The organism is Streptococcus pseudopneumoniae (assembly GCF_038148935.1).
Classification (GTDB): Bacteria; Bacillota; Bacilli; order Lactobacillales; family Streptococcaceae; genus Streptococcus; species Streptococcus pseudopneumoniae_U.
The window spans coordinates 1-15,461 of sequence record NZ_JBBJZX010000047.1 but is presented as its reverse complement, the minus strand read 5'-3'; the positions used below and the strand labels follow the sequence as shown (position 1 = coordinate 15,461).

Sequence of the window (15,461 nt, the reverse complement as noted above, 5' to 3'; positions counted from 1 at the left end):
GGACTTGACGCTAAAATCACTGAGCCAAATCACTGAAAAGACTGGGATAAGCAAGAAATTCCAAAATCTCATAAAAGTAATCTGACCATGTTTATGGATTACACTTTAACCCTTGTAACTTTCATGACGTGTGCTACTTTTTATATAAGAGCAAGCCAAGCAAATCTAAAACTTAAACAATTGACGTAAAAAACATTAACAACTTGAATCTTGTCATCCATATACCTGATATGACAGAATAGTATAATTTTTAACCTTTTAGTCTTTTGATTTTTTTACACCTCTTGCCAATTTTCTTGGTCTTCTTTAAAGCGTTTTAGGAGATCCAATCCTTCTGGTGTGATATAGCCTTCTTCTTGGGCTAGATGGATAAGCTCGCTATAGTTTGAAAGTGTTACCAATTTCACACCTGCATCAGCAAAGTTCTTATCTGCTTTTGGTAATTGGTAGCTGAAAATCGCTACTACTCCAAGCACATCTGCTCCTTCGCGTTTAGCGGCTGCTACGGCCTCGAGAACAGAACCACCAGTTGAAATGAGGTCTTCAACCACTACCATTTTTTGACCTTGAGCTACGCGACCTTCGATTTGATTACCAGCTCCGTGGTCTTTTGGTTTGCTACGGATGTAGGCAAATGGCAGATTCATCTTGTCAGCAATAATAGCTCCGTGTGGAATCCCTGCTGTTGCAGTTCCTGCAATCACCTCAACCTCAGGAAAGGCTTCTTTGATAGCATCCACAAAACCATTTTCAATGAGAGTACGAGTTTCTGGATATGCAAGAGTTACACGGTTATCTGTGTAAATAGGCGACTTGATACCAGATGCCCAAGTGAAAGGCTCCTCTGGTTTGAGGTAAACGGCTTGAATTTTCAAGAGGTGGCTAGCTATATCTTTAGCAAGTGTCATGGTCTTCTCCTTTTATTTTTCTAATCTAGTTCTTTAATTCCAGTCCTGTGTCCATTCATCCTTGATGGCATGATAAGCTACAACAGGATCCTCAGCTTGGGTAATGGGACGTCCCACTACGATATAGTCACTACCGATTTGATAGGCATCTGCTGGCGTCATCACGCGTTTTTGGTCTCCAACTGCAGCACCTGCTGGACGAATCCCCGGTGTCAGACAGATAAAATCTGGATTGGTAGCCTGCTTGATGACTTGCACTTCCTGAGCTGAGCAAACGACTCCATCCAAGCCAGCGTCAGCTGTCTTCTTGGCATAGTGGATCACTGACTCTTGCAGACTGGTTTGAATATTTTGAAAATCCTGCATCTGCTCTTCTGAGGTTGAGGTCAGCTGAGTGACTGCAATCAATTTAGCTTGACTTCCAAGACCTTCACGCGCAGCCTTCATCATCTCTACACCACCAGCCGCATGAACATTGGTCATATCCACACCAAGCTGAGACAGGACCTTCATGGCTGACTTAACTGTATTGGGAATGTCATGAAGCTTGAGATCCAAAAAGACACTGTGACCCAAGCCTTTTAAGTAGGAGACAATCTCAGGCCCCACTGCGTAATAAAGCTCCATCCCTACCTTGAGATAAAGTCTTTCTTCCTCTGGAAAAAGAGCTAAGAATTCCTTGACTGCCTCAAAACTAGGAAAATCAAGAGCAATGACTGGACGATGTTCTCGCATAGGTTTCTCCTTTTACCTTTGCTAGTGAGAGAATCTGGCCAACAGAAACCACGAAAAAAGGAACCTGCCAACAGCAAGGTTCCACGAAAAATGGGTAGTCTCCACCCTTTCACCGTCTAACCTTAGCTGCCTCTCTGGACTGCTTTAAAGGTTTTCTATTATTCTATTATTTCTACTAGCACTTGTCAAGTAAAAACATGGAAACTAAAGAGCTATAGGAGAAAAGGTAAGACTAGCGACGCGATGAGCGCTGGGTCGTTTGGTTTCGATTGCTCTCTTCCTCTTGTTTTTTCTGTTCTTCTTCCCGTTTTTTCTCGGCTTCCTTAGCCTCTTGTTTGGCTTTTTCCTCAGCTTCCATAATCAATTTATCCGCTACAGTGTAGCTATAGATTCCAGCTTCCATGTCGACCACACTCGGTTCTGACAATTGAGGTTTAATCTTACTGTAGTAAGGTAATTTCTTACTCATTTCAGACAGGGGAACCAAGACTTCGTCCGAATCATTCATAGTCAATCGAATTAAATCGGAAGTCACCTTGCTTGGGGCTAGTTCCACCTTTTGGATCTCTGCCTTGAGTTCTGGGCTAATTTGAGCAAGTTCTGAGACAAAAGCCTTGATTTGTTCGCTGTCATTAAAGAGAACTGATATATAAGTTTCTGGCAGACTGACCAAACTCACAGCACTGGTCTCAAGCTGACCACTGGAAAGAATAGGATAATGGTTTTCACCAGAAATATAGTAGGCCACAATATCATATTCCTTAACCTTGATAGTGAACTTAGTTGGAAATTGATAGACAAGCTGAGCTGATTCCACCCAATAGTTAGACTTGATCTGCTCTTCATATTTTGCCTTATCTAGCAGAAGGTCAATCGTATAATCCGAATCCTGAATGCCTGAAGCCTGTCGGATATCATCAGCCGTAGTGTGCATCGTTCCCTCAACACGGATATCCTTCATGGTCGCATAAGGACTGAGTAGGTAGGCAGAGATAATCAATAAAAGCAGACTTGGAAATAAAATCGTTAGAGCTCGCAAGATATGGAGGCCAGGAATCTTTGCTTTGGCTGCTTTTTCCTTTGGAGCCTTTTTAGCAAGATTTTTATCCTGTTCCTCCTTCTCTTTAGACCCTGATTCTTCTATCTCTTCTTCCTCTTTGTCACCCTCTGAGGATTCTACTTTTTCTTCAGACTCGTCCTTAGCTAATTTTGGGTCTTTTGGATCAGATTCACTCTCCTGGTCCTCAGTTGCATCTGACTTTTCAGATTTCGAAGCCATTCGAGCTTGTCTTTCCTTTTCCTTCTCCTCAGCTAGGGCTGCCTCTTCTTCAGCCTTCTTTTTTAGATATTCTTGGTTTCGTTTCTGCCATTCTGATAACTCTTTAAATTCTTCGAGGATTTCTTTGCCCTCATTTTTCTTATCTTTTGACATTTACTTTCCTTATGATAAATCTTTTTTCAACAATTGATAAAAATCTGCTAGAGATTTCAATTCCTTAGAAGCCTTCATCTTAGTTTGATAGTCTTCCTTGTGACTTAGTAAGTGAGAAAGCTTCTCTTCCAAACTATCCAAGGTCAAATCGCTTTCTTGAAGCTCTTCTGCATAGCCTTTTTTTACAAAGTAAGCTGCATTTTCAATCTGGTCACCACGACTTGCTTCACGACCAAGTGGCACAATGACATGTAATTTTGCCATAGCCAAGAGCTCAAAAATCGTATTAGCGCCACCTCGTGTCACAACAATATCAGCCAATTCCATCAAGGGTTGATAGAGATTGGTCACATAGTCAACACGAAAAATATTTTGGCTCAACTCGTTCAGGCTAGAATCTCCAGTTAAGTTGATAATATTGTAGCGCTCTGTCAGTTCTTTCTTATGGTCTGTCACCAATTGGTTAAAGACACGAGCACCTGCAGAACCACCGACAAACAATACAGTTGGCAATTGGGGATTAAAGTGGGTTTGAATATCCACCAATTCATCTGGTTCTGGATTTTTTTGGTCTGAAACCTTGGTCACTGCTCCCACATGCTCGACCTTAGACAAACTTGAAGCTTGCTCAAAGGTTGAATACATCTTAGTCGCAAATTTATAGGCGATTTTATTGGCCAATCCCATAGACAGGTCCGATTCGTGAATAAAGACAGGAACTCCTGAAACACGCGCTGCGATAACAGGCGGCACTGAGACAAAGCCTCCCTTTGAAAAAAGGGCCTGTGGACGAAGTCGCAACATGATAAAGAGCGATTGGACAATTCCCCAGCCAACTTTAAAGACGTCCATCATATTTTGCCAAGAGAAATAGCGACGCAATTTTCCAGTCGCAATGGAGTGGAAAGTGACATCCAAGCCCGACTTGAGGATTTCTTGGTGTTCAATACCACGCTTGTCCCCGATATAGTGGACTTCCCAACCATCTTCGATGAACTTGGGCATTAACAAAAGGTTGAGGGTCACGTGTCCAACCGTCCCCCCACCTGTAAAGACAATTTTTTTCATATTATTCCTTTAACTCCGCTACTGTGTCGATAAAGAGGTCGCCACGTACTTCAAAGTTAGCATACATATCCCAGCTGGCATTGGCTGGACTAAGAAGAACCACGTCTCCTTGAGTCGCAAGCTCGTAGGCCTTGCGGGTCGCATCAGCAATATCAGTCGCATCCACATAAGCCACACCAGCCTTATCTGCTGCCCGTTTGACACGTTCGGCAGACTGACCCAGGATGACCATCTTCTTGAGTCCAGTAATGTCTGGCACCAATTCGTCAAACTCATTGCCACGGTCCAAACCACCTGCAATCAAAATGACCTTGCGGTTGTCAAATCCTGACAAGGCTTTTTGAGTAGCCAAGATATTGGTTGATTTGCTATCATTATAGAACTTCACACCCTTGATTTCATCCACAAATTGGAGACGGTGTTTGACACCTCCAAAGGCTGAAAGAGTTTCTTTGATAGTTTGATTATCCACACCACGAAGCTTGGCTACAGCAATAGTCGCAAGGGCATTTTCTACATTATGGCTACCTGGAACTCCGATTTCATTCGCTGCCATGACCACTTCCCCACGGAAGTAGAGTTGACCATCTTCCAGATAAGCTCCATCAACCTTTTCCAGTGTTGAGAATGGTACAACGGTAGCTTGTGTTTTTCTTGCCAATTCTTTTGTCAAGTCTTGGTTAAAGTTCAAGACAAGAAAATCAGCCGCTGTCATCTTGTTCTGGATATTCCACTTGGCTGCCACATATTCCTCAAATGACCCATGATAATCGATATGAGTTGGCATGAGGTTGGTAATTACTGCAATCTCTGGATGGAATTCTTGAACGCCCATGAGTTGGAAAGAAGAAAGCTCCATGACAAGCGTATCCTTATCTGTCGCAGTTTGGGCCACTTGACTAGCTGGATAGCCGATATTCCCTGATAAAAGACCATGTTGTCCAGCAGCAGTCAAAACTTCCCCAATCATAGTCGTTGTGGTTGTTTTTCCATTTGAACCTGTGATACCGATAATGGGCGCTTCTGAAATCAAGTAAGCCAATTCCACCTCAGTCAAGACTGGAATTCCCTTTGCCAAAGCCTTTTCAATCATAGGATTGCTATAGGGGATGCCTGGATTTTTCACCATAAGGGCAAACTCTTCATCCAAGAGTTCCAAAGGATGGCCACCTGTAATGACCTTGATCCCTTCTTCCAGCAAACTTTGGGCAGCTGGATTGTCCTCGAAAGGTTTTCCGTCATTTACTGTCACTATGGCGCCTAGCTTGTCCAACAAACGAGCTGCAGATTCACCAGACTTGGCCAAACCTAAAACTAGGACTTTCTTATTTTTAAATTGGTCTATTACTTTCATGTCTCGAACTCCATTTCTACTCCTACTATTTTACCATTTTTATGGAAATAATTCTAAATGAAAATGCTCAGATTAGGCATTCTAACAAGCAAAAAGAGAGCCGAAACTCTCTTTTTTATCTTCTTTTACTTTTTTTGACTGGCATGAGCGTGATGTCTCTCACACTAAAGTAAGCTAGGATTAACATGGCTATTGCTAGGAATATTTCTGTTGGTAATTGAAAAATTTTCAGAAAAGATAGAGCCAACAAAACCAAAAGTGCCACTAAAATACATACCATAGCGACGATATTGACTGTCCCTTTAATGCTTTCTGGTGTCGCAAATACATAGAGTAGGAGCAGTAAAATCCCTAGGACTAAATAGACCATCTTTCTCTCTTTCTAGCTCTTATTCAGCTGATTTTTTCTTCTTGTTAGCTTTCTCACGCTCTGCTTTGTTAAGGATTTGTTTACGCAAACGGATAGACTCAGGCGTTACTTCCATGTACTCGTCGTCGTTCAAGAACTCAAGAGACTCTTCAAGTGTCAAGATACGAGGTGTCTTGATAACAGCTGTTTGGTCCTTAGTAGCTGAACGAACGTTAGTCATTTGTTTGGCCTTAGTGATGTTAACTGTCAAGTCATTTTCACGAGAGTTTTCACCGATAATCATTCCTTCGTAAACCTCAGTACCTGGGTTGACAAAGATCGTACCGCGTTCTTCGATAGACATGATTGAGTAAGTTGTAGCCTTACCAGCATCGATAGAAACAAGGGCACCACGGTGACGACCACCAATTTCACCTGGAATCAATGGCAAGTATTGGTCGAAGGTATGGTTCATGATACCGTAACCACGAGTCATTGACAAGAACTCAGTTGAGTATCCAATCAAACCACGCGCTGGAACAAGGAAGACCAAACGAGTTTGACCATTACCAGTTGAAATCATATCCAACATTTCACCCTTACGTTCAGAAAGGCTTTGGATAACAGACCCTTGGTATTCTTCTGGAGTGTCGATTTGTACACGCTCAAATGGCTCACATTTAACACCGTCGATTTCTTTTACGATAACTTCTGGACGAGATACTTGAAGTTCATATCCCTCACGACGCATTGTTTCGATAAGGATTGACAAGTGCAATTCTCCACGTCCTGAAACAGTCCATTTATCTGGTGAATCAGTTGGGTCAACACGAAGGGAAACGTCTGTTTGCAATTCTGCCTGCAGGCGTTCTTCTACCTTACGAGAAGTTACCCATTTACCTTCTTTACCAGCAAATGGTGAGTTGTTAACCAAGAAAGTCATTTGAAGAGTTGGCTCATCGATGTGTAGGATTGGAAGAGCTTCAACTGCATCTGTCGGAGTGATAGTTTCACCGACAAAGATATCTTCCATACCAGAAACGGCAATCAAATCACCTGCTTTTGCTTCTTGGATTTCACGACGTTCCAAACCAAAGAAACCGAAGAGTTTTGTAACACGGAAGTTTTTAGTTGTGCCGTCAAGTTTAGAAAGGGTAACTTGGTCCCCAACCTTAACAGTACCACGGAAGACACGACCGATACCGATACGACCAACGAAGTCATTGTAGTCCAAAAGTGATACTTGGAACTGCAAAGGCTCATCTGAGTTATCTACTGGAGCTGGGATATGGTCGATAATCGTGTCAAAGATTGGTGCCATAGTAGCTTCCTGGTCAGCTGGATCATCTGACAATGAAGAAGTCCCGTTGATAGCTGAAGCATACACCACTGGGAAGTCAAGCTGGTCGTCATCAGCACCAAGCTCGATGAACAGTTCCAAGACTTCGTCCACTACTTCTGCTGGACGAGCTGATGGTTTGTCGATTTTGTTAACAACCACGATTGGGACAAGGTCTTGTTCCAAAGCTTTTTTCAATACGAAACGAGTCTGTGGCATTGTTCCTTCGTAGGCATCTACGACCAAAACAACACCGTCAACCATTTTCATGATACGCTCAACTTCTCCACCAAAGTCCGCGTGTCCTGGTGTGTCCATGATGTTAATACGAGTTCCGTTGTAGGCAACGGCTGTATTTTTAGCAAGGATGGTAATTCCACGCTCTTTTTCGATATCGTTTGAGTCCATAGCACGCTCTGCCAATTCAGTACGTGCATCAAGCGTTTCTGACTGTTTCAATAATTCGTCAACGAGGGTTGTTTTACCGTGGTCAACGTGGGCGATAATCGCAATGTTACGGATATCTTCTCTTAATTTTGTCATGATTTCCTCTATAATATTCAAAATTTATTTTCTAACTGAACGATTATACCATAATTTCAAGTAAATAACATAACTCAAGCAAGTGTAAATGTTTTCACTATGCTTTTCTTTTCACGTCAAGCCTTTTCAAAGCAAGCGACTTATGATAAGATAGGCACAGTATGCGTTTAGATAATTTATTAGCTCAAGAAAAAATCAGCCGAAAGGCCATGAAACAAGCCTTACTAAAAGGGGAAATTCTAGTCGATGGTTGCCCAGCCCGATCCCTAGCTCAAAATATCGATACAGGACTACAAGAACTCCTTTTTCAGGATCGAATCATTCAAGGCTATGAACACACCTATCTTATGCTTCATAAACCTGCTGGTGTCGTTACAGCCAACAAAGACAAGGAACTTCCGACCGTCATGGATCTGCTTCCATCTGACATCCAGTCTGACAAGCTCTATGCCGTTGGCCGACTGGACCGAGATACAACGGGACTCCTCCTCTTGACCGATAACGGTCCCTTGGGCTTTCAGCTCCTCCATCCCCAATATCATGTCGATAAGACTTACCAAGTCCAGGTTAATGGACTTCTAACACCTGACCATATCCAAGCCTTTCAAAAGGGAATTGTCTTTTTAGATGGTACTGTCTGTAAACCCGCAAAACTAGAGATTCTATCTGCAAGTCCCTCCCTCAGTCAAGCCTCTATCACCATTTCAGAAGGAAAATTTCATCAAATCAAGAAAATGTTCCTCTCGGTTGGTGTTAAGGTGACTAGCCTCAAGAGAATCCAATTTGGGGACTTTACATTGAACCCAGATTTAGCAGAAGGTAACTACCTCCCTTTGAACCAAAAAGAGTTACAAATCATTAAAAACTATTTAGAGATGAGTCGATAAAATAAAAAAAGCTTTAAAACTAAAGCTTTTTTGTTTTTTGCTTATCTAAAAACTACTGCGATTGTTAGAATCCAGTTAAGAACAGAAACTACAAGTCCTACGATGTTGAGAATTTTTTCTGTTTTATAGTCCAGTCCAGATTCTTTTTGGTATGAAAAAGCCAAAACCAATCCTATGATCCCCAAAATCAGACTCACTATTGGAGAAAGCAAACCAAGGACGATAGATAAGATACCTAAAATAAGTGAAGGTTTTTTCTTTTCTTGTGAATTCATATTATAAAATCTCCTTAAAATTAATATAAATGATGATACCATAAAATGCTAGCTTTATCTATCATTCGACAGATTTTTACAGAATGTTAGCTAGTCTTCACTTTCCCTTTCCAAGAATCCAAACCATAAGAAAGGATATAAATCTCAGAAAAACCTTGTTTTTTCAAGTAAAGGGCCGCATTTGTGACACGTTGCGCACGTTGGTTTTCGTAGAGAAGGACAGGTTTGTCTTTACGCAGGGCTGCAAGACTAGTCTTCAACTGACTTGAAGGAATATTACGGGCACCAAGGATATGTTTTCTGTGGAATTCTGCTGGATCACGCAAATCAATCAATTGACCTGTACGAATCAAGGCTTCAAATTCCTCATTATCCACAATTTTAGCCGCACGGCGAATACGAAGATAGTTAAAGCCCATCCACGCCAACATTGCCAGTATAAGTGCCCACAAAATCCAAGTAACCATTAGTTCTTTTCTCCATTTTTCTCAATATAATCCAATTCTACCTTGTGCTCTCTGCGAAGAACCGCTTCCGCTTCCAGATAATCCAGTTTGTCCATCAGCCCTGCATCGTAAATCCGAGAGAGTTCCAACTTCATCAGTTCAATATCATATAAGCGTTTTCCCATATAAACAATAATACCAAATCGTTTGAGGAATTGCTGCACATCATAGAATGTTTTCATAAGACTCATTCTAGCAAATTTTTGTGTTTTTTTCAAGAAGAGACTCACACAATACCTTGATTTTCCTATCTTCCTTGGCGATTCTGACGCAAGTGTGGTACAATAAAAACATGAGAATTCAACAATTACATTATATTATCAAAATCGTCGAAACTGGCTCCATGAATGAGGCAGCCAAGCAACTCTTTATCACTCAGCCGAGTCTTTCCAATGCTGTGAGAGATTTGGAAAATGAAATGGGTATTGAAATCTTTATCCGCAATCCCAAGGGCATTACCCTGACCCGTGATGGAATGGAGTTTCTCTCTTATGCCCGTCAGGTTGTCGAGCAAACTCAGCTTCTGGAGGAACGCTATAAAAATCCTGTCGCCCACCGTGAACTCTTTAGCGTTTCGTCTCAACACTATGCCTTTGTGGTCAATGCCTTTGTATCGCTACTCAAGAAAAGCGATATGGAAAAATACGAACTCTTCCTTCGTGAAACTCGTACTTGGGAAATTATCGATGACGTCAAGAACTTCCGTAGTGAGGTCGGTGTCCTATTTTTGAACAGCTACAACCGTGATGTTTTAACCAAGATGCTGGATGACAATCATCTGCTGGCTCACCATCTCTTCACAGCACAACCGCATATCTTTGTCAGCAAGACCAATCCTCTGGCAAAGAAAGACAAGGTCAAACTATCTGATTTGGAAAACTTCCCTTATCTCAGCTATGACCAAGGGACGCACAACTCCTTCTACTTTTCAGAAGAGATTCTTTCCCAAGAACACCACAAGAAATCCATCGTAGTCAGCGACCGTGCTACCCTCTTTAATCTCTTGATTGGTTTGGATGGATATACCATTGCAACAGGGATTTTGAACAGCAACCTCAACGGAGACAATATCGTTTCTATCCCACTGGATATTGATGACCCAATTGAACTGGTCTATATCCAGCATGAGAAAACCAGCCTATCTAAGATGGGCGAACGCTTTATCGACTATCTACTAGAAGAAGTCCAGTTTGATAGTTGATAAATGATAAGAACCAATATGTAGGCTAGCAACAACCTGCATATTGGTTCTTTTTACTTATAATTAAAAGTCTCCCCTGCCAACTTATCAGCTAGCTTAGGAAAGAGGGTATAAAACTTATGGGCTAGGTTCAACAACATCGGTAGATTGAGTTCTCGTTTGTTTTTTCCTATAATCTTGACAATCTTTTTAGCCACTGCATCTGACTCTAGCAGGAAGCGTTCAACCGACTTAAGATAGGTACCATCTGGGTCGGCTTGGTCAAAAAATCCTGTTCGGATTGGTCCTGGATTAACCGTCGTTACATAAACACCATAGGACATGAGTTCGAGGCGCAGAGCATTTGAAAAACCAATGGCCGCAAACTTGGTCGCTGAGTAGAGACTAGACTTGCCAGTAGCGATCAAACCTGCCATGCTAACAATATTGATGATATGGCCTTTTCGACTTTCCTTCATTCGAGCCGCAAGGCGACGAGACAGATTCATTAGGGCAAAGGTATTGACCTCGAACATCTGATGAATATCTTGGTCGGAAATCTGGTCAAATTCCTCAAAAATCCCGTAACCAGCGTTGTTAATCAAGACATCAATCTTGCCATAGCGGAGATAGAGGTCAGTTACCAGAGTTTCTAAGGCTGAATCATCGGTAATATCGATTTCAATCAATTCTGCACAGGGATGATTTCTGTAGATTTGGACTAATTTTTCCTTATTTCGACCAAGCAAGATGAGTTGGTCATTGGGCAGGAGTTTGACCATTTCTTGGGCTAGACCACCGCTAGCTCCGGTAATGAGAATAGTAGACATACTTATCCTTTCTCAAGCTTTTAGATTTCCACTTCTTCCAAGTCTTTGACCACATGGACATTTTCAAAAACACTAGCAGCGTCTTTCTTGAGTTTGCTGATATCTTTTGAGAGAAAACGGGCACTGATATGGTTGAGCAAGAGGCGTTTGGCACCTGCTTCTACCGCTACTTGTGCAGCTTGCATGTTAGTAGAGTGGCCATGGTTACGAGCAATTTTTTCATCACCCTTGCCATAAGTGGATTCATGGACAAGGACATCGGCATTAACAGCCAGACGCACACTGGCACTAGTTTTTCGGGTGTCACCAAGAATAGTGATAATCTTACCTGGACGTGGCGCTGAGATATAGTCAGCTGCCTTGATTTCAGTCCCATCTTCGAGAACAACGTTCTGACCGTTTTTGATTTTTCCAAAAAGTGGGCCAAATGGGACGCCAGCAGCCTTGAGCTTTTCAGCATCCAAGGTACCTTCTAGGTCCTTTTGCATGACACGATAGCCAACACAGAAAATAGTATGATCCAGCTCCTCTGCATACACCGTGAATTTATCGGTTTCAAGGATTTTTCCTAAAGAATCTTGGTCAAACTCATGAAAATGAATACGGTAAGGCAGGCGCGAACCGGACACACGAAGACTGGTTAAGACAAAGGACTTAATCCCTTGCGGTCCATAGATTTCCAAATCTGTCTGCTCTTCATTGGCCTGAAAGGCACGGCTAGAAAGGAAACCTGGCAGACCAAAAATGTGGTCTCCATGCAAGTGAGTGATAAAGATTTTGCTGACCTTACGTGGTCTAATTGTGGTTTCCAGAATGCGATTTTGCGTACCTTCTCCACAGTCAAAGAGCCAGACTTCGTTAATCTCGTCCAAAAGTTTCAGGGCGAGACTTGAAACGTTGCGGGCTTTAGAGGGCTGGCCAGCCCCCGTTCCTAAAAATTGAATATCCATTCGATACTTCCTAATTAATCAATATATAACATGGCTGTGCGGTTTTCCGATCGGAAATAGCGCTTGCCAGAAAAAGCAGTAGCTTCTTGTAATAGCTCCTCTTGGCTGTATCCTTTAAGACGCTTGCGACCATCAGCCAAGCTTTCCAAATCAGTCAAAGCTGTTAGACTCTCCATGCTAACAACTTCCTCATCTCCAACAGCCTTCATGTAAATCTTGCCAGACTCCTCAAAGACCAGTTGATGGGGGAAAATTTGCGCAATTTCAAAAAGCAAGTCATCTGAGATTACCTTTTCATTTTCAGAGAAAATCCGACCCAGACCCTCACTCTCATAGCAAAAACCAAAGGATTTACCAGACAGGTTAAGGCGAATAAAAGGTTTGTTTTCAAGAGTGAAACTAGGTTCAGCATTGTAGAGATTCAGTTCCTGACTGACTTCTGCAAAATAATTCGTCGCAGTCTCAGGACTCTTTTTCTGGTATAGCTCTGCAAAGTAGGCATTGACCACACTTGGCGGAGGTGTGATAAGTGTCAACTGCTCCTGCTCTGTCTTGCCAGCTAGAAGCTGATCCAGATAGACCTTGTCCAGATTTGTATAGCCCCCATATTTTAGAGCCAACGTTTTAATATCAGTCATAAAATTCCTCTAACCTCCATTTATTTTTCTCAGAAATGTAGCCTGTAATCACTTCTCCATCATCTTGGTAGTCACGATCTTCAAGAATCGCAACACTTTCTAAATCATGAATCTTGTAGGACTTTGAAAAAGGCACTCGCAGGGTAAAGGGTTCGAAAATATCCTTGATTTTCTCTAAAAACAAAGCCTGCAAATTCTCACGACTATCCTCAGACTTGGCAGAAATGAGGGCATAAGGCGTTTGGGTAGGCGTGAAATCTTCCACCAAATCCGCTTTATTATAGAGGGTCAGGCGAGGAATATCTTCCATATCTAAGTCTTTCATAATAGACAGAACCGTTTTTTCATGCTCCTCATGGTAAGGATTGCTGGCATCGATAACATGAACCAGAAGGTCCACATGCTTGCTTTCTTCCAAGGTCGACTTAAAACTGGACACCAACTCTGTCGGCAAATCTTGGATAAAGCCCACGGTATCTGTCAAAGTTACTTGAAGATTGCCCCCCAGATGGATACTCTTAGTCGTCGCGTCCAGAGTCGCAAAGAGCTCGTCAGCCTCATACTGGGTTTTACTGGTCAAGGTGTTCATAATAGTTGACTTCCCAGCATTGGTGTAACCAATCAAACCAATCTTAAAGGTGCTGGACTCCAGACGTTTTTCTCTGATTGTGGCCCGATTTTTCTCAACCACCTTGAGTTGGCGCTCGATATCCGTGATTTGATTGCGAACACTACGACGGTTCAACTCCAGCTGGCTTTCACCAGGACCACGGGAACCAATTCCCCCTGCCTGACGGCTGAGCATAATTCCCTGACCAACCAAGCGAGGCAAGAGATATTTGAGCTGGGCTAGGTGAACTTGGAGCTTCCCTTCATGGCTTCGAGCTCGCATGGCAAAGATATCCAAAATCAACTGCATACGGTCAATGACCTTAACACCCAGAACTTCTTCTAGATTGACATTTTGCCTTGGGGTCAGACGGTTGTTGACGATGACAGTGGTGATTTCTTCTGCATCCACCATGAGGGCAATTTCTTCCAACTTACCAGAGCCGACGAAGGTCTTAGAATCATACTTTTCACGTTTTTGTCTGTAGCTATCTACAACGACTGCCCCAGCTGTCTTAGCTAGACTGGCCAATTCTTCCATAGAGAGATCAAAATTGTCCATGCCCTGCAATTCTACACCAATGAGCAGGACTCGCTCCTCTTTTTTTTCCGTATCAATCATCTAAAAACTCCTCTATCTGGCTTAAAATGCGGTCTTGTACACCAGATTCTCCAATCTGATAAAAGGTCACCTGCATGCGATTACGGAACCATGTCAACTGACGCTTGGCAAAACGGCGGGTCGCCTGTTTGAGACTCTCACTAGCTTCCTCCAAGGTTTGCTCTCCACGGAAATAAGGAAAGAGTTCCTTATATCCAATTCCTTTAGCAGCCTGCACATCTGGATAATGGTCAAAGAGCCACTTAGCCTCATCCAAAAGCCCAGCCTCAAACATCAAATCCACGCGGCGATTAATACGCTCATAAAGCTGACTGCGCTCATCATCCAAGCAGATAATCAATGGTTCATACAAGGTCTCTTGATTTTCCAAATTCTGACCAAAATGGGCGATTTCCAAGGCACGCATAGCACGACGACGATTAAACTGGGGAATTTCAAGACCTGCTTGCTCCACCAAATGGGCTAATTCCTCATCTGTATAAGGATCTAAACTAGCCCTATAGGCCAAAATCTCCTCATGAGGTGTCTCCCCACCCAGGTGGTAACCTTCTAGCAAGCTCTGGATATAAAGTCCAGTCCCACCAGCAATAATAGCTAGCTTGCCCCGACTATGAATATCCTCAATAGCCATCTTAGCTTCTGAAACAAAATCAAAAGCCGAGTAAGACTCGGTTACCTCTCTAACATCGATTAAATGATGGGGAACAGCTGCCTGCTCTTCTGGACTAGCCTTAGCCGTCCCAATATCAAGTCCTCGATAGACTTGCTGGCTATCTCCACTAACCACTTCGCCATTAAAACGCTTGGCCACTTCAATGGCAAGGGCTGTTTTTCCAACAGCAGTCGGTCCAACAATCACAATTATTTTTGTTTTCATCTTTTTTCCTTGAAAAATTCCCATTTTTTCGTTACTATTATTATAACACAAAAAGGTCAGTCAGAAAAATGTGACCTCTTGAGGAGACTGGCTGATTGAGAATATAAAGGAGGAAGACTCATGGCTAAAGGATTCGCTAAAGGTCTTGTAACAGGTGTCGCAGGAACTGTCGCTGCACTTGCAGGTGCAGTATACGCATTTAAAAAGAAAGTAATCGAACCAGAAGAGCAAAAAGCAGCTTTCATCGAAGAAAACCGTAAAAAAGCAGCTCGCCGCCGCGTATCACGTTAAAAAACAAAAGAAGTTGGGATTTATTGTCTCAACTTCTTTTTTCTATTCTTTTATACTGAGCAAACTAA

General features: G+C 42.5%; 18 protein-coding genes. 3 read left to right on the top strand and 15 right to left on the bottom strand.

Going from position 1 to position 15,461, the window contains the following annotated elements; translation table 11 throughout:
• Positions 1 to 275: 275 nt before the first annotated feature.
• The 7 genes from pyrE to typA form a co-directional block, all read right to left on the bottom strand.
• A complete protein-coding gene (gene pyrE, locus WKI42_RS06465; protein WP_138335561.1) occupies positions 276 to 908 on the bottom strand; it encodes an orotate phosphoribosyltransferase in 633 nt (210 codons plus the stop codon).
• A gap of 33 nt (positions 909 to 941) precedes the next feature.
• Positions 942 to 1,643 carry an orotidine-5'-phosphate decarboxylase gene (gene pyrF / locus WKI42_RS06460; protein WP_368081477.1) on the bottom strand — a complete coding sequence of 234 codons (702 nt, stop codon included), beginning with the start codon at positions 1,641 to 1,643 and terminating at the stop codon, positions 942 to 944.
• A 232-nt stretch (positions 1,644 to 1,875) separates the two neighbouring features.
• Positions 1,876 to 3,075, bottom strand: coding sequence for a cell division protein FtsQ/DivIB (locus tag WKI42_RS06455; RefSeq protein WP_368081476.1), 1,200 nt, complete (start codon positions 3,073 to 3,075; stop codon positions 1,876 to 1,878).
• A 9-nt stretch (positions 3,076 to 3,084) separates the two neighbouring features.
• Complete coding sequence (locus tag WKI42_RS06450; protein ID WP_368081475.1) at positions 3,085 to 4,143, bottom strand: UDP-N-acetylglucosamine--N-acetylmuramyl-(pentapeptide) pyrophosphoryl-undecaprenol N-acetylglucosamine transferase; 1,059 nt, start codon at positions 4,141 to 4,143, stop codon at positions 3,085 to 3,087.
• 1 nt (position 4,144) lies between these two features.
• Positions 4,145 to 5,497 carry a UDP-N-acetylmuramoyl-L-alanine--D-glutamate ligase gene (murD, locus tag WKI42_RS06445; protein WP_368081474.1) on the bottom strand — a complete coding sequence of 451 codons (1,353 nt, stop codon included), beginning with the start codon at positions 5,495 to 5,497 and terminating at the stop codon, positions 4,145 to 4,147.
• A 115-nt stretch (positions 5,498 to 5,612) separates the two neighbouring features.
• The gene (locus WKI42_RS06440) at positions 5,613 to 5,867 is read right to left on the bottom strand and encodes a DUF3165 family protein (protein WP_000262803.1); all 255 of its coding nucleotides are present in this window, start codon (positions 5,865 to 5,867) and stop codon (positions 5,613 to 5,615) included.
• Between the two features lie 19 nt (positions 5,868 to 5,886).
• Positions 5,887 to 7,728, bottom strand: coding sequence for a translational GTPase TypA (gene typA, locus WKI42_RS06435; RefSeq protein ID WP_000164111.1), 1,842 nt, complete (start codon positions 7,726 to 7,728; stop codon positions 5,887 to 5,889).
• 161 nt (positions 7,729 to 7,889) lie between these two features.
• On the opposite strand from typA, the gene WKI42_RS06430 reads away from it, so the two are divergent.
• On the top strand, positions 7,890 to 8,615 hold the full coding sequence (locus WKI42_RS06430; RefSeq protein ID WP_101514390.1) for a 16S rRNA pseudouridine(516) synthase: 726 nt from the start codon (positions 7,890 to 7,892) through the stop codon (positions 8,613 to 8,615).
• A 41-nt stretch (positions 8,616 to 8,656) separates the two neighbouring features.
• On the opposite strand, the gene WKI42_RS06425 is transcribed toward WKI42_RS06430, so the two are convergent.
• From WKI42_RS06425 to WKI42_RS06415, 3 genes are all read right to left on the bottom strand, one after another.
• Complete coding sequence (locus tag WKI42_RS06425; RefSeq protein WP_001088017.1) at positions 8,657 to 8,890, bottom strand: hypothetical protein; 234 nt, start codon at positions 8,888 to 8,890, stop codon at positions 8,657 to 8,659.
• 86 nt (positions 8,891 to 8,976) lie between these two features.
• Positions 8,977 to 9,357: a rhodanese-like domain-containing protein gene (locus tag WKI42_RS06420; protein WP_000259256.1), complete on the bottom strand. Its 381-nt coding sequence runs from the start codon at positions 9,355 to 9,357 to the stop codon at positions 8,977 to 8,979.
• On the bottom strand, positions 9,357 to 9,626 hold the full coding sequence (locus WKI42_RS06415; RefSeq protein ID WP_033689072.1) for a YqgQ family protein: 270 nt from the start codon (positions 9,624 to 9,626) through the stop codon (positions 9,357 to 9,359). Before WKI42_RS06415 ends, WKI42_RS06420 begins: the two co-directional genes overlap by 1 nt.
• A 62-nt stretch (positions 9,627 to 9,688) precedes the next feature.
• Between WKI42_RS06415 and WKI42_RS06410 the strand changes: the two genes are divergently transcribed.
• The gene (locus WKI42_RS06410; protein WP_001222592.1) at positions 9,689 to 10,597 is read left to right on the top strand and encodes a LysR family transcriptional regulator; all 909 of its coding nucleotides are present in this window, start codon (positions 9,689 to 9,691) and stop codon (positions 10,595 to 10,597) included.
• Between the two features lie 53 nt (positions 10,598 to 10,650).
• Here WKI42_RS06410 and WKI42_RS06405 read toward each other — a convergent pair whose 3' ends face one another.
• From WKI42_RS06405 to miaA, 5 genes are read right to left on the bottom strand one after another with little or no spacing between them, the layout of a single operon-like run.
• Positions 10,651 to 11,406, bottom strand: a complete 756-nt coding sequence (locus WKI42_RS06405) for an SDR family NAD(P)-dependent oxidoreductase (protein WP_173213807.1) — start codon at positions 11,404 to 11,406, stop codon at positions 10,651 to 10,653.
• Between the two features lie 20 nt (positions 11,407 to 11,426).
• Positions 11,427 to 12,356: a ribonuclease Z gene (gene rnz, locus WKI42_RS06400; protein ID WP_173213809.1), complete on the bottom strand. Its 930-nt coding sequence runs from the start codon at positions 12,354 to 12,356 to the stop codon at positions 11,427 to 11,429.
• Between the two features lie 14 nt (positions 12,357 to 12,370).
• The gene (locus WKI42_RS06395) at positions 12,371 to 12,994 is read right to left on the bottom strand and encodes a cystathionine beta-lyase (RefSeq protein WP_173213811.1); all 624 of its coding nucleotides are present in this window, start codon (positions 12,992 to 12,994) and stop codon (positions 12,371 to 12,373) included.
• Entirely contained in the window at positions 12,987 to 14,225 is a 1,239-nt protein-coding gene (gene hflX, locus WKI42_RS06390; RefSeq protein ID WP_368081473.1) for a GTPase HflX, read from the bottom strand. The genes WKI42_RS06395 and hflX overlap by 8 nt, the downstream gene beginning before the upstream one ends.
• Positions 14,218 to 15,102 (bottom strand): tRNA (adenosine(37)-N6)-dimethylallyltransferase MiaA, encoded by an 885-nt coding sequence (gene miaA, locus WKI42_RS06385; RefSeq protein ID WP_368081472.1) that lies wholly within the window; start codon positions 15,100 to 15,102, stop codon positions 14,218 to 14,220. Before miaA ends, hflX begins: the two co-directional genes overlap by 8 nt.
• A 120-nt stretch (positions 15,103 to 15,222) precedes the next feature.
• On the opposite strand from miaA, the gene WKI42_RS06380 reads away from it, so the two are divergent.
• Positions 15,223 to 15,393 carry a DUF3042 family protein gene (locus WKI42_RS06380; RefSeq protein WP_001051777.1) on the top strand — a complete coding sequence of 57 codons (171 nt, stop codon included), beginning with the start codon at positions 15,223 to 15,225 and terminating at the stop codon, positions 15,391 to 15,393.
• Positions 15,394 to 15,461 lie beyond the last annotated feature (68 nt).